We start from the raw sequence: 14,976 nt of genomic DNA, 5'->3' as shown, positions 1-14,976 counted from the left end.
CTCATGGTTAAAAATGCATTGCAGGCACAATTGTTAAAGGCAGGTTTGGTCGATAATAAAAAAGCCAAAAAACTGTCTAAACAGGCTGTGCATGAAAAACGCACCGGTGATAGCACCGAGGCTGAAATCAAGGCGAAGATTGAGCAAGACAAGCAGCAGAAACTGGCCAAAGACCAAGCCATCGAGTTAGAGAAAAAAGCGGCCTTACAGGAAAAAGAACTGAAAGCCGCGATCATCCAGATGATTAACCAGCACAAAATCCGCGATACGGATGGTGATGCGGTGTATCAGTTTATTGATGACAGCAAGATCAAGAAGGTTTACCTGAACCAGCAGATCTATAATGCACTGGTGGCAGGCAGTCTGGTGATTGCACGTGAAAATGACAGTTATGTGTTCTTGCCTAAGGCTTTGGGAGATCGTATTAATGCCAAGATGCAAGGCTTTATCATTGTGAATAATTCAGAGAAAAATGAACAAATTACCGATGAAGAAGATCCGTATGCAGCCTATGTCATTCCGGATGACCTGATGTGGTAAGTTATTATTAGTATTTGATATCATACTAAACCGGCTTAGGCCGGTTTTTTTATATCAGATCACAGTCTAAAAGCTATTTCAGGTAAACACTTTCCAAAGATATGTATTAAAAGTTTAATTAAAATTAAAAAACTCAGCTTAAAGCTATAAACTCTTTCACAATTTTAACAGTGTGAGAAAAGATAAGTTGGAACAGTTTAAGCTTGTCCAGAATATACAAGTGTGGGCAGATCAATATCCCTGGCTAGAAATGCTCTCTTCATTGAGCATTGTGATTTTACTGGCAATTATTGCAAATTTATTTGCCAAACAAGTCGTTGTTCGCGGAATTCGTAAACTGATTTCCAAAATGCCTTTTGCACATAATGAAATCATTGCTGAGCATAGCGTGATCCGCCGTATTGCCAATATTGTGCCGGCCATTGTGATTATGAACGGAATTACTACCGTTCCGCATTTATCAGACAAGGTCGAGACCTTTATCCAGATGGGTGCGCAGGCCTTTATCTTCCTGACCATTGCCCTGGCGATTGGCGAATTGCTGAATATCTTTAATCTGATTTATCAGCGCAATCCGAAATCGCGTAACAAGCCGATTAAGGGCTATTTGCAACTGGTCAAGCTGATCATCTTCATCGTTTGTGGTTTGATGATTCTGGGGACTTTCCTCAAGAAAGATGTCTTTACCTTGCTGGCCGGTTTTGGTGCCATGGCTGCGGTACTGATGCTGGTGTTCCAAAATACCATCCTATCGCTGGTGGCTTCGGTACAGATTTCCTCTTATGACATGGTGCGTATTGGTGACTGGATTGAAATGCCATCTTTAAATGCGGACGGCGATGTCATTGATATGTCATTACACACCATTACCGTGCAGAACTTTGATAAAACAGTCACCACCATTCCGACCAATAAACTGGTGACGGATACCTTTAAAAACTGGCGTGGCATGCAGGAAGCCGGTGCGCGCCGGATTAAACGTTCCATTCATATCGATCAGAGTAGCGTGCATTTCATGTCAGCTGAGGAACAGAACAAGCTGAAAGAATTTATTCTGCTGGATCAATATCTAAATACCAAAACTGAAGAACTGCAGCAATTTAACTTGCAGCTCAGCCATCATTCGCAATATAACCAGCGCCGTCTGACCAATCTGGGGACTTTCCGTGCCTATGTGGAATTTTATCTGCAACAGCATCCGGGAATTAGTAAAAATCACTCCCTGATGGTTCGTCAGTTACAACCGACCAGTGAAGGTTTGCCTCTGGAAATTTATGCATTTACCAATACCACGGTCTGGGTCGAGTATGAAAATATCCAGTCGGATATTCTGGATCACCTGTTGGCGATTATTCCTGAATTTGGCCTAAAAGTGTATCAGGCACCTTCAGGTTTCGACCTCAAGGAATCTTTTAGCGTTTCCTGAAGAGCTGCGACAATCTTCAAATAAAATAAAATCCTGAAACTGGCTACAGTTTCAGGATTTTTAATTGGTCTAATTAAATAAAAATATAAAAAAACGACAACTTAAACAAATATTAGATTGGATATTGAGATGCTCAGGCTGAGATTGCAGACGCTTGCGGCTGTATCAGTTCTTGTAGCATTTTATAAAAATCATGTTCTGAGTCGAACTGCTCTTCACAGATCCTTTCGCCGTTTAATAATAAATGATGATAGCTTTGATGCTCATAAATCACCGTGTTCAGAAACTGTGTACCGAGCATATTCTTGAGCAGGTGCTGTGTCTGTTTCATTTCTGCAAGTTGCTGCTGTTCAGGAATCTTATTCAATACCGTATAAATTTTTAATTGAGTATTATATTGTGCGATCCCAATCGCCAATTGCACCAGTTCGGTTTCAAGTTGAATATCTTCTGGATTGATGGAACTGGGAATAATCAGCTTATCTGCATGTTTCAGGACTGAACGCAAGGCAGATGTATCCTGCCCGTCAATATCAACAATAATATAGGCGAACTGCTGTTTCAGTCTTTCCAGACGATGATCCAGACTACGACCATCTTGTTTTAAGATATCCAGATGCTCGAAAGAAAATTGTTTATTTTTCAGATTTGCCCATTCATAACCATAGGGTTCCAGATTGGCATCAATGAGCAAGGTCGCGCCTTGCCCACGTAATAACTCAGTGATATACATCGCAATTGTGGTTTTTCCTGAGCCTCGTTTACGGCTGGCCACTACCCAAATACTCATCTTTAAGCTCTCTCGTTTTTGATTCTTTTCATGAGGAAAAATGGTTTAAACCTTAATATAATTATGGATTTAGAATTACGTATCTGGCATGAAAAGTAAAGTCTGATTTGGATAATAATTTTGTGGCTATTTCATCTAATCCTAGGCTTAAAAAAATTCAATCCTTTATAATCACCAAAGCAAAATACATGATAAGAGTACGATAATGTTTCGATGGCTTGAAAGACTGGTTGATCCCTATCCCACCAAAAACCTGAATCAACCTTTACCGACCAAGTTTTTTCCATTTGTCTGGCAGGCAGCCTACGGTGTGCGTCGTTATTTGCTGATTCTGGTGCTGTGTACGGCCGGTGCTGCCAGCTTTGAAGCCTTACTCTACTCAAAAATTGGCGATTTGGTAAATTGGCTCAGCAAAAGCCAGCCAGATACTTTTCTGGAGCAACATGCCAGCAACCTAACCTTGCTGAGCATTATCCTGCTGGCCAATATTTTCTTTGCCAGTGCCCAATCCCTGATCAAGCACCAGATCTTGTATAGCAACTTTCCGATGCGGTTACGCTGGCGCTTTCATAATTTACTGATGAAACAAAGTCTGGATTTTTTCCATAATGATTTTGCCGGACGTCTATCTGCCAAAGTCATGCAAACGGCGCTGGCCATCCGGGAATTCTGGGTCATTTTGGGAGATATGCTGGCCTATGTGCTGATTTATTTCGTCACCATCAATATCGTTTTAGGCAATATTTCTCCCTATTTAGTTATCCCTTTGATGGTGTGGCTACTACTATTTATCTGTGCGGCCTGGTACTTTATTCCGCGTTTAAGCAAGATTTCCAAGTCACAGGCCGATGCGCGTGCCGTCATGACCGGCCGTGTCACCGATGCCTATACCAATATCCAGACTGTCAAGCTGTTTGCCCATGCTGGCCGGGAAAGCCAGTATGCTAAAACCTCCATGCAGGAATTTATGGTCACGGTTTACAAACAGATGCGTCTGGGGGCTCAGTATGAAATCAGTATTTTATTTCTGAGCATTATTCTCTATGGCGGTGTGTTGGGTACGGCTATCTGGCTATGGATGGAAGGACAGGCCGAATTGGGCATTATTGCAGCCACCACGGCCATGATACTCAAACTGAACAGTATTGCCGAGTTTATGATGTGGCAGACCTCTGCCCTGTTTGAAAATGTCGGGACCATTCAGGATGGTATGAAAACTTTAGGCCGCAAGATTGCCATTGAAGATAAACCCAATGCCAAAGAGCTACAGCTTCAGCATGGTGAAATTAAATTCGACAATGTCAGCTTTGCCTATAATGATAAAAATGTCATTGACCAGTTTAACCTGACCATTCGCCCGGGTGAAAAAATCGGGATTGTGGGACGTTCAGGTGCAGGTAAATCGACCCTGATTCAGTTATTGCTGCATTTTTATCATCTTGACCAAGGTCGTATTTTAATCGATGGGCAGAACATTGAAGATGTGACGCAGGACAGTTTGCGTAAAAATATTGCTTTAGTGACTCAAGACACTTCGTTGCTGCATCGTACCGTTGCAGAGAACATCAAATATGGTCGTCCTGATGCAACCGATCAAGAGATGTATGAAGCGGTACGTAAAGCCAAAGCAGAAGAGTTTATTCCTCATCTGACCGACTTACGCGGCAAAAGAGGCTATGAGGCTTATGTCGGTGAGCGTGGTGTAAAACTTTCTGGTGGTCAACGTCAACGTGTTGCAATCGCACGGGTATTTCTAAAAGATGCACCCATTCTGATTCTGGATGAAGCCACCAGTGCGCTGGATTCTGAAGTCGAAGCGGCCATTCAAAACAGCCTCGATGATCTGATGCAAGGCAAAACCGTAATTGCCATTGCGCATCGTTTATCGACAATTGCCCAGATGGATCGCCTGATTGTAATGGATCAAGGTAAAATTGCCGAGCAAGGTACCCATGATGAACTGGTAGCATTAAATGGAATCTACGCCCAGCTCTGGCAGCGTCAAACGGGCGGATTACTGATACAACAACAGATTAAAGCAACGAAGGATCGTGAATAATGCTGTATTTGGAAGATTTGAACATCGCTGACCGCTTTAGCAGCCGTAAATATCATATGGGACTGGAAGAAATTCAAAATTTTGCCCGGGCTTATGACCCACAAGTCTTTCATACTGATGAACAGCAAGCTGCAGCCCATCCGGTATTTCAGGGAATTGCCGCCAGTGGTTGGCATACTGCGGCAGTGGTTATGCGCTTGTGGACTGAATGTTTTCCTGTGGCTTATGGGCTCATTGGTTCAGAGTCGCATCTGCGTTGGCCTTGTCCGACCCGCCCCGGGGATGAGATTCACGTCGAAGTCGAAATCATGGATATTCAGCCCTCCAGAAGCAAAACTGACCGTGGGATCGTTAGCTACCAGACGCAGGCATTTGACCAGCATCATAAAATGATTTTTAGTTCAACCACTAAAATTGTGGTATTTAAACGAGGATTTTCTCCGGTTTAAATTGATTTTTAGGCAAAATTCAGGCTAATCTGCCACAATGATTGTGGCAATAGCCAAAACTTTGTCCAACAATTTTAATGAAAAAAATGGCAGTTTCATGCCAATATCAGACCATAAATAAAAAAATTTAAGTGAGTGCAACGGATCGCGCATGAAAACAATTGCTCCACGCCAAGATCAGGGAATTCCAGGTGTATACGCTCTTTTGCTGCTCGATGTCATTTCCCGCTGGGGATATAATGACGAATCGTTGTTCAAGTCCTTTGGCCTGAGTACGGAGCAGCTGGCGGATCCTGATTTTCGCATCCCGACACCTGTGGCCAATGAACTGGTCAAACATGCCCTCAAGCTGAGCGGTGAACCGACACTTGGTTATCATCTGGGTACCCAGATGCGGATTTCTATTCATGGTTTTATTGGCTATGCAATCATGACGGCCAAGGATATTACCGATGCATTAGTACTGGCCAACCGTTTCATCCAGCTGCGTATGCCCTTTTTACAGCTATTCTTTTCGACCTTTGGTGCCAAGGCTACAGTCCAGTTGCAAACCGATATTCAGCTGGAACCCTTACGCACCGAAATCTCGATTGCACTGATTTTTGGCATGATCAGTATGGCCAAGGCCATTACCGGAATTGATTATGCCGCTGGAGAAATCGATTTTGATTTCAAAAAACCGGAAGGCTTTGAACGCTTTATGGCCAAATTTCCACATCATCAGTTTCGCTTTGAACAGCCGCATTTGATCTTGAGTTTTGATAAGAGCTACCTGATGAACAAGCTGGTGCATGCCGATCCGATTGCCAGCCAGATTGCAATTAACCAGTGTGAAACTGAACTCTCGGCCTTGGGCGAGCGACACCGGATTGCGATGCGGGTTCGTGATATTCTAACCCATTCCGAGCAGCATTATCTGAGTATTGAAAGTGTGGCAGATCGTCTGCATATGTCCGACCGCACCCTAAAACGCCAGCTGGCGGCTGAAGGTACCTCTTTTTCTACGCTGGTCGATGAAGTACGCTACCGGCATGCGACGTCGTTATTGTCCCGGACCGACTTTAGCTTGGAACAGATTGCTGATGAACTTGGTTATAGTGATGTCGCCAATTTTAGCCGGGCATTTAAACGCTGGAGTGGTCGCAGCCCGAGCAACTGGCGCAAAGATCCTTATTTATAAAGGGTCATAAGCCTTTTGTTTTGGCCAAAAAGAATGTATAAAACATGTCAAAAATGATCTAAAGATTTTTAAGGAGTTATCAATGAATCATCCTTCAGAATTAAAGTACGCAAGTACGCATGAATGGGTACGCATTGAGGGTGATCTTGTTGTGACCGGTATTTCCGACCATGCACAGGATGCATTAGGTGATTTGGTCTATGTAGAGGCACCAGATCTTGATTCACACATCACTGCGGGTCAGCAAGCCGGTGTAGTTGAATCGGTCAAAACTGCGTCTGATATTCATGCACCTGTTTCTGGTATTGTCGTTGAAATCAATCCTGATCTTGAAGATGATCCTGATTTTATTAATGATGATCCCTATGGCAAAGGCTGGATCTATAAAATCAAACCAGACAATATGTCAGATGTTGAACACCTGCTCTCCAATACAGCATATGAAGCTGGCCTATAAACCCGCTTATATTTAGAAAATCAGCCTGCGGGCTGATTTTTTTTATGCCATAGATATTGTTCAGCTTTCCCAATCGGCTTCAATTACATATATTCATATTAAAATATTATTGTATTTTTCACGTATATTTCCTAAAGTACTGAACAGGACGCGCTGCACTCCTGAATATGCCACACTTATTTATAACAATAATTCCCCCATTCTAAGACCAGCGTCTCATCACCCATCATTTTAGGATAATCATGAATGCCATTGTAGCGCCGTTATGGACCAAGTCATTTGTACTGTGTCTGGCCAACAACCTGTTTTTATTTATTTTCTATTTTGCGCAAACCACAATTTTGCCGATTTATATCTTAAAAGAATTAGGTGGTAATCTGACCCAAGCTGGTCTGGCCATGACCTTATTTATGGTCTCTGCCATTGCAGTACGTCCTTTTAGTGGCTTAATTATCGAAAAATTTGGCATACGCAAAACTTTAATTGTCTCAGAAATATTTTTCAGTCTTTTTTCCTTAGCTTACCTGCTCGCTGATCAGCTCACGATTCTGTTTATCATCCGTTTCTTGCATGGCATCTGGTTTAGTATTCTGACCACAGCCTGTGTGCCGGTGGTCAACCAGTTTATTCCAGAACAGCGTAAAGGCGAAGGCATGGGTTATTTTGTCATGTCTGTCAATCTGGGAATTGTCCTGGGGCCTTTAATTGGTCTGAGTTTAATTGAATACTGGTCTTATTTTCAGGTCAGCACCTTGTTGATCGCTTTGGTTTTTATCGGCTTTATCTTCTGTTTACTGATTCCGGTCAAAGAGCCTGAAAAAATGATCGACAACACCGACAAGAAAACATCACTAGGGCTGACTGATTTTGTCGAAAAGAAAGCACTGCCTGTGGCAGGACTTGCCATGCTGATTTCCTTTTCTTATGCCAGCATCATGTCTTTTATCGCGCCATTTGCAGCCAGTAAGGATTTAATGGCCTATGCCGGTTTATTCTTTGTGATATTTGCAATTTCCATGATGAGCCTGCGTCCGATCACTGGAAAAATTTATGACCGCAAAGGTCCACAATACGTGATTTATCCGGCACTGCTGGCTTTTAGTCTGGGTCTGTTTTTACTGAGCCAGATTCAGACTTTATGGGGATTTATGCTGGCTGCGGTTCTGGTCGGAGTCGGTTTTGGTAGTGTGCAACCGTGCATTCAAACCTTAGCCATTCAACGTGCACCAAAACACCGGATTGGCTACGCAACTTCGACTTTTTATACCTGCTATGATCTGGGTATTGCCATTGGCTCAGTCCTGATCGGTGCTATCATTGCCGCTTATAGTTATCAAACTGCTTTTGTGATTTGTGCTGTCTTGACCCTAAGTAGTATGGGATATTTTCATCTGGTGGTTCAGGCTAAAGCAGTCAAAAATAGCTAACCCAAAACAGGCAGAATTCAAATCTACCTGTTTTGATTGTTTCCCAAGACAGTCTTTATTCAGCTACAGCTTGATTTTCTGCTGATTTTTCTTCAGGTTTTGGTTTTTGTAGCATAGAAAACTGCGTACTTTCTCCGACTGCTGCATTATCCTGACGATTACTTTTTAGCTTGATCTGTAAGCGTAATTCATTGGTGGAGTCGGCATTGCGTAACGCTTCCTCATAAGAAATTTCGCCCTGGTTATACAATTCAAATAAGGCCTGGTCAAAGGTCTGCATGCCCAATTCACGGGATTTTGCCATAATCGCTTTCAGCTCATGAAACTCACCTTTCAAAATCAGGTCGGAAATCAATGGCGTATTTAACATGATTTCAATCGCTGCACGACGGCCTTTACCATCCTGCGTCCGAATCAGACGCTGGGAAATAATCGCCTTCATATTCGAGGATAAATCCATCAATAACTGATTGCGGCGCTCTTCCGGGAAGAAGTTAATAATCCGGTCTAAAGTCTGATTGGCATTATTGGAGTGCAAAGTTCCAAGACAAAGATGCCCGGTTTCGGCAAAAGCAATCGCATGTTCCATGGTTTCAGTATCACGAATTTCCCCGATCAGAATCACATCGGGTGCCTGACGCAAGGTATTTTTCAGCGCATTGTGCCAGGAATGACAGTCCACGCCGACTTCACGATGCGTAATCATGGATTTTTTATGTTTATGTACATACTCCACCGGATCTTCCACGGTAATAATATGCCCGGCTGAATTTTCATTGCGGTAGTCAATCATCGCAGCGAGCGAGGTTGACTTTCCTGAGCCGGTTCCCCCGACCACCAGCACCAGACCACGTTTCTCCATAATCACATGTTTAAGTGAATCAGGAAGTTTGAGCTTCTGGAAATTTGGAATTTCTGCGGTAATAGTACGAATCACCATGCCAACATTGAGTTGTTGCTGGAACACGTTGACCCGAAAACGCGAAACACCCGGCACAGTGATAGCAAAGTTGCACTCCAGTTCCGTTTCAAATTCCTTGCGCTGCTTTTCATTCATCAGGCTATAGGCAAACAGCTTGGTTTTTTCAGCCGTCAGTTCTTGCTGTCCAAAAGGCTTCATTAAACCCTGATGTTTAATACTCGGTGGAAAGTCGGCGGTAATAAATAAATCTGAACCACCATATTCGACCACTTTGGTCAGCATGTGGTGCATGAATTTTCGTGCTTCTTCTAAGAGCTCTGTTGCAAACATCAAGATCCCCAAACAACCTGCCATGACATTAAATTATTGAAAAAAAGGTTATATATTCAAATGGATATATTGTCTTTTAATTGTGTAGGGATTTATAAGAGGACACAAACAGATTTTATTTATTTTATAAAATTTATCATCTTATTTGTGTGATGTATTTCATGTTAAGTCAATTTACTGGGAAGCACTTTAAGCTTCTAAAATAAAATGCACTTTCACCAAACCTATTCAGAGAAAGTGCTTTTAAAGCTTTATGCACTGCGTTTTAGACAGCGAAGCGATAAATGCTGAGCAATGCCAAGCAACAACTGTTCAGTTTTTGCCCAGCCCAGACATCCATCAGTAACTGACTGACCATACACCATCTCTGCAGAAATTTTCTGGTTGCCATCCACCAGATGACTTTCCAGCATCACGCCGCGAACATTGGTCTGCAGGCGTTCTGCGACGATTTGCTCCAGCACTTTAGCTTGCAGCATTGGATTTTTCGCACTGTTGCCATGACTACAGTCAATCACCAGTGCTGGCAATTCTGCTGAGTATTTCGCTTTGATTTTCTCGATTTCTGAGCACTGGTAATTCGGCCCACTGTTTGAGCCACGTAAAATCAAATGTGCTTTAGGATTGCCCTGAGAGTTTAAAATACAGGGTAAACCGGACTGACTCATGCCCAGGAATTGATGCGGATGAGAGGCAGACTGGATTGCATCCAGAGCAATCTGGATTGAACCGTCAGTGCCGTTTTTGAAACCGATGCTGTAGGGCATGTGACTTGAGATTTCACGGTGAATTTGCGATTCACTGGTGCGTGCACCAATGGCACCCCACGCCAGTAGATCATCAAAATAAGCAGTTGCCATCGGGCTTAAAATTTCAGATGCAATTGGCAAGCCCATTTCAATAATTTTAAGGTATAAAGCACGGGATTTTTCCAGGCCCAATTGCATATTGGAAGAACCATCGAGGTTCGGATCGTAAAGAAAACCTTTCCAGCCCACGGTCGTGCGTGGTTTTTCGATATAAGCACGCATGACCAGAAAAATTTGATCAGACACCTGAGCTTGTAGCTGTTTTAATTTTTCTGCATATTCTAAAGCCGAGGCTTCGTCATGAATGGAACACGGGCCTGTAACCACCATTAATCGATGATCCTTGCCTTCTAATATATTTTGAATGGTTTGACGTTGTTCAGCGACTTGATGAGCCAATTGCGCAGACAGGGGCAATTGCTGTTTCAGTTGCTGAGGTAAAGTTAAAATGGTTTCAGCGTGATGTTGTTGTGATGTATTTAAGGTATTCATGACTTTAATCCTGGGACTGGCAATCAGTCCAAACTTTTATTTGAGCGTTATGGGTCTAATTAACGAGGTCGAGAGTGTCATGAGCTGACTAAAGTAAGACCAATAAAAGTTGTTAAAATATGAATAGTTAAAGTTTGTCATGGCTGTCTCCAAAGTTTTGTAAAAATGATAAGCATAAAAAAACCTGATCAGGGTTGCCGATCAGGTATAAACTGGTGGGCAACCTGTTCATTGCCCAAACGCATTCAGGCAATTATCTAAACTGCCAGAAATAAAAATATGCGTTTGAAATGATAGGTTGCTTTAACATGTTATGTCTTTCATAAAATGTGAATCTAAAATTAAAATACGCGGTCTCTGCGCATTTGACAAGCATTAAATATAAAAAAATATTTATTAACTTTTCTACTTTTATTTATCAATTTACTGAATAGTGTTGAATATCGATAAAATTGGCAAAACCTGTAAATTTAATATAGGTCTTGCCAATCAAATTCAATACACAGATTAAAAATTAGTGTGTAACGCGATTCCAGGCATCACGTACCGCATATTTCGCCTGTTCCCAGTTTAAACGCGATTGGCCCTTCATCTGTTCCCATTTTACTCTAAGCTCAGGTTCAACATCTTCAAAACGGGTATTGGCATCATAGCTGCCGCGGTTTTCATAACCGACCCGATACGCCGTATCATAATCACGGTCATAATCCAGATCGCTATAGGTGGTACGAGCCTCTGAATAGTATGGTGTATTAATGGAATTATCACGCCAATAAGCTTGTTCTTCTGTTGGGTTCATCGCTTCGCCGACACCCTTACCTGCCAGACCGCCGACCACTGCACCAACAACCCCACCCACAGCTGCACCTACAGGGCCACCTGCTGCACCAATGGCTACACCTGCTGCTGCGCCACCTGCAGCGCCTACACCTGTACCAACAGGGTGTGCGCCCGGTTCACCGGTAATTGGATCGGCATTTAAATCATCACGCACATCTTTAGGAGAGTTTTTTATTACGTCACGATCAAAATTATCATTCGACATAGCGCTTATCCTTATTTTTTAAAATGGTTTAATCACGTATTTTGATACGCTCTATTTAATATAAGCATCTCGAATGTAATGACATTAGCAGGCTTGTGTTGTTTAAGTGATTCTCTGTGACGCTTTCATGCACTAATGTATCCTGAATTAAGTGAAACGCGCATAAAAAAGACCGGTATTAAACCAGTCTTTTCAAAATCAAACGCTCACTTATTCAAAATGAATAACGGTACGAATTGATTTGCCTTCATGCATCAGGTCAAAAGCATCATTGATCTGTTCAAGCGGCATGGTATGCGTCACAAAAGGTTCAAGTTGAATTTCACCTTTCATGGATTGTTCTACCATGCCTGGTAATTGTGAACGACCCTTCACTCCACCAAATGCAGTCCCCATCCATTTACGGCCTGTGACTAACTGGAATGGACGGGTGGAAATTTCTTTACCTGCTCCAGCGACTCCAATAATCACCGACTGACCCCAGCCACGGTGCGCACATTCAAGCGCTGAACGCATTACATCAACATTACCGATACATTCAAATGAATGGTCTACGCCCCAACCCGTCATTTCTACAATTACCTGCTGGATTGGCTGATCAAATTCTTTTGGATTTAAGAAATCTGTGGCACCAAACTGTTTTGCCAGTTCAAATTTATCCGGATTGGTATCTACCACAATAATACGACCTGCTTTGGCCTGACGTGCACCTTGTACCACAGCCAGACCGATACCGCCTAAACCGAATACTGCAACACTATCGCCTTCTTGGACTTTAGCCGTATTATGCACCGCACCAATACCGGTAGTCACACCACAGCCCAGCAGGCAAACATGCTCATGATTGGCTTCAGGATTGATTTTTGCCAGGGAAACTTCAGCAACCACGGTATATTCAGAAAAGGTTGAGCAGCCCATATAATGATAAATCGGCTCACCATTATAAGAAAAACGTGTGGTTCCATCCGGCATGACACCCTTACCTTGAGTTGCACGCACAGCCACACACAAGTTGGTTTTGCCAGATTGACAGAACAAGCATTCGCCACATTCAGCAGTATAAAGCGGAATTACGTGATCGCCCGGTTTCAGACTGGTGACACCTTCACCAACTTCGACCACCACACCTGCGCCTTCATGGCCTAAAATCGCCGGAAATACGCCTTCAGGATCTTCACCAGACAACGTGAATGCATCGGTATGACACACTCCGGTATGGCTAATTTTTACCAATACTTCACCTGCTTTGGGTGGAGCAACATCTACTTCCACGATCTTTAAGGGCTGACCTGGACCAAACGCAACCGCTGCACGTGATTTCATGTAAAACTATCCTTTTTTGCTGATTTACAGATGACTAACAGTAACCTCTTTCTATTCGGAGATTCAACTATTAACATCAGAAGATAAGGAATAAAAAATCCTATAATCAATGGAACATCAATGACTAACCCTTCACCTTTTGTTTGTTTGAACATTTTAACTTTGAGCATGATTCTTTCTGGCTGCGAACTGGCTGCAAATACTGCTGAACAAGCAGAAATCACGCCGGTTCGACCTGCGCACTGGATTGATAATCAAATTTCAAAACAGCAGATGAATGAAGGAAAAACTGCTTTTTTACCACTCTATGATGGTTTTATGAGTATGGCCGCACGTTTGCACCTGATCAATAAAGCCCAATATCATCTGGATCTGCAATATTACATCTGGAAGGATGATTATATTGGCAATATGATCTTATCCCAGCTCTTAAAAGCCGCCGATCGCGGTGTCAAAGTGCGGGTTCAGATTGACGATCAAAATGGCACCCAGCTTGATGACAAGCTTCTTGCTCTAAGCCAACATCCAAATTTTGAAGTCCGGATTTTTAATCCCTATAAATTTCGTCATTTACGTGCGCTGGATTATGGCTTCCGGATGAAAAAGGTCAATCATCGTATGCACAATAAACTGATCATTGCAGACGGAACTGCAGCCGTGACCGGCGGCCGCAATATCAGCAGTGAATACTTTGATGCCAGTGAAGATTTTCAATTCACCGATGTGGATATATTCTTCGCGGGTCAAAGCGTAACAGATGCCAATCAAACTTTTATTAACTTCTGGAATGATGATCTGAGTTATGACGTTCGACAGGTGCTGAATGATTCAGGTCATCCGGAAATGTTAAAAATGCTAAGAGCTGATTTTGCGCGCGAAGAAGTGGATGAAACTGAATTAAAACGCCGAGTAGGCATTGCCGAAAAACAAGTTGCAGAGCACTTAAAGAAACAACCCATTTACTGGGCACAGGCTTATTTTGTCGCGGATACACCCGCAAAAGCACGTCCTCATGCAAAAAATGGCGATTATATTTACACCCATATGCTTGAACTGATGGGCGAGCCGAAAAATCATCTGGAACTGGTCTCCTCGTATTTTATTCCCACACAAAAAGGCACAGATTATTTAAGTATGCGTGCACAACAGGGTGTCAAAATTAGAATCCTGACCAATTCTTTTCAGGCCAATGATGTAGCTGTGGTACATGCTTATTATCAGCAATATCGTCAGCAGCTCTTGAAAAATGGCATCGAACTCTGGGAGTTTAAACCGTATATAGTCCGGCCAGAACGGACTTGGTATGAAATTATGACTGGTGACATCATCCCGGCCAAAAATAAAAACAGTTCGAGTCTACATGCCAAATTTTTTGATCTGGATGGTATGGTGTTTGTGGGTTCATTTAATTTTGATCCGCGTTCAGCTTATCTGAACACCGAAGTCGGTTTGGTGGTTAAATCGGAAGATTTTCAAAAGGAAATCTCTAATGCGATGAATCAATTTTTAACGCGCGTGGCCTATCAGCTCAAACTAAATGAAAAAGATGAAATAATCTGGTTAGAACATCAAAAAGATGGCCGTACTATTCAGCATGTACATGACCCTGAAACCACAAAATTTCAGCGTTTTATGATGAATCTGGTGACAAAATTCCCCGGGGAATGGCTAATGTAATGACATTGTAATGACCTTGGTATTACACAACGTACAGAATCTATTTTCCG

13 protein-coding genes are annotated in these 14,976 nt (G+C 42.6%); 8 read left to right on the top strand and 5 right to left on the bottom strand.

What is annotated here, in order from left to right; all coding sequences use genetic code 11:
• The first annotated feature begins 3 nt into the window (after nt 1-3).
• Both GVV58_RS00275 and GVV58_RS00270 read left to right on the top strand, forming a co-directional pair.
• Entirely contained in the window at nt 4-540 is a 537-nt protein-coding gene (locus tag GVV58_RS00275) for a DUF2058 domain-containing protein (protein ID WP_005096992.1), read from the top strand.
• 187 nt (nt 541-727) lie between these two features.
• Nucleotides 728-1,966, top strand: a complete 1,239-nt coding sequence (locus tag GVV58_RS00270; protein ID WP_074382743.1) for a mechanosensitive ion channel domain-containing protein — start codon at nt 728-730, stop codon at nt 1,964-1,966.
• A 133-nt stretch (nt 1,967-2,099) separates the two neighbouring features.
• Here the strand turns inward: GVV58_RS00270 and GVV58_RS00265 are convergent, their stop codons facing one another.
• On the bottom strand, nt 2,100-2,756 hold the full coding sequence (locus GVV58_RS00265) for a hypothetical protein (RefSeq protein ID WP_159515736.1): 657 nt from the start codon (nt 2,754-2,756) through the stop codon (nt 2,100-2,102).
• Between the two features lie 205 nt (nt 2,757-2,961).
• Between GVV58_RS00265 and GVV58_RS00260 the strand changes: the two genes are divergently transcribed.
• The 5 genes from GVV58_RS00260 (at nt 2,962) to GVV58_RS00240 (ending at nt 8,328) form a co-directional block, all read left to right on the top strand.
• Nucleotides 2,962-4,815 (top strand): ABC transporter ATP-binding protein, encoded by a 1,854-nt coding sequence (locus GVV58_RS00260; protein ID WP_005096995.1) that lies wholly within the window; start codon nt 2,962-2,964, stop codon nt 4,813-4,815.
• Entirely contained in the window at nt 4,815-5,264 is a 450-nt protein-coding gene (locus tag GVV58_RS00255; protein WP_005096996.1) for a MaoC/PaaZ C-terminal domain-containing protein, read from the top strand. The genes GVV58_RS00260 and GVV58_RS00255 overlap by 1 nt, the downstream gene beginning before the upstream one ends.
• Before the next feature lie 151 nt (nt 5,265-5,415).
• Complete coding sequence (locus GVV58_RS00250) at nt 5,416-6,444, top strand: AraC family transcriptional regulator (protein WP_005096998.1); 1,029 nt, start codon at nt 5,416-5,418, stop codon at nt 6,442-6,444.
• An 82-nt stretch (nt 6,445-6,526) separates the two neighbouring features.
• Nucleotides 6,527-6,901 carry a glycine cleavage system protein GcvH gene (gene gcvH / locus GVV58_RS00245; protein ID WP_005097000.1) on the top strand — a complete coding sequence of 125 codons (375 nt, stop codon included), beginning with the start codon at nt 6,527-6,529 and terminating at the stop codon, nt 6,899-6,901.
• Between the two features lie 242 nt (nt 6,902-7,143).
• Nucleotides 7,144-8,328, top strand: coding sequence for an MFS transporter (locus GVV58_RS00240; protein WP_100328583.1), 1,185 nt, complete (start codon nt 7,144-7,146; stop codon nt 8,326-8,328).
• A 55-nt stretch (nt 8,329-8,383) separates the two neighbouring features.
• Here GVV58_RS00240 and GVV58_RS00235 read toward each other — a convergent pair whose 3' ends face one another.
• The 4 genes from GVV58_RS00235 to GVV58_RS00220 all read right to left on the bottom strand — a co-directional run bounded on the left by GVV58_RS00235 (nt 8,384) and on the right by GVV58_RS00220 (nt 13,249).
• Nucleotides 8,384-9,580, bottom strand: coding sequence for a PilT/PilU family type 4a pilus ATPase (locus tag GVV58_RS00235; RefSeq protein ID WP_074382739.1), 1,197 nt, complete (start codon nt 9,578-9,580; stop codon nt 8,384-8,386).
• 251 nt (nt 9,581-9,831) lie between these two features.
• The gene (locus GVV58_RS00230) at nt 9,832-10,881 is read right to left on the bottom strand and encodes a 3-deoxy-7-phosphoheptulonate synthase (RefSeq protein ID WP_100535139.1); all 1,050 of its coding nucleotides are present in this window, start codon (nt 10,879-10,881) and stop codon (nt 9,832-9,834) included.
• A gap of 514 nt (nt 10,882-11,395) precedes the next feature.
• On the bottom strand, nt 11,396-11,926 hold the full coding sequence (locus GVV58_RS00225; protein WP_005097004.1) for a hypothetical protein: 531 nt from the start codon (nt 11,924-11,926) through the stop codon (nt 11,396-11,398).
• 210 nt (nt 11,927-12,136) lie between these two features.
• Complete coding sequence (locus GVV58_RS00220) at nt 12,137-13,249, bottom strand: S-(hydroxymethyl)glutathione dehydrogenase/class III alcohol dehydrogenase (protein ID WP_159515735.1); 1,113 nt, start codon at nt 13,247-13,249, stop codon at nt 12,137-12,139.
• A 120-nt stretch (nt 13,250-13,369) separates the two neighbouring features.
• On the opposite strand from GVV58_RS00220, the gene GVV58_RS00215 reads away from it, so the two are divergent.
• Nucleotides 13,370-14,926, top strand: a complete 1,557-nt coding sequence (locus GVV58_RS00215; RefSeq protein ID WP_159515734.1) for a phospholipase D family protein — start codon at nt 13,370-13,372, stop codon at nt 14,924-14,926.
• Nucleotides 14,927-14,976 lie beyond the last annotated feature (50 nt).

The sequence above is a fragment of the Acinetobacter sp. 18QD2AZ41W genome, assembly GCF_009829025.1.
Classification (GTDB): domain Bacteria; phylum Pseudomonadota; class Gammaproteobacteria; order Pseudomonadales; family Moraxellaceae; genus Acinetobacter; species Acinetobacter pseudolwoffii.
The sequence above is the reverse complement of the archived record's forward strand: the minus strand, read 5'-3'. Positions and strand labels throughout refer to the sequence as shown.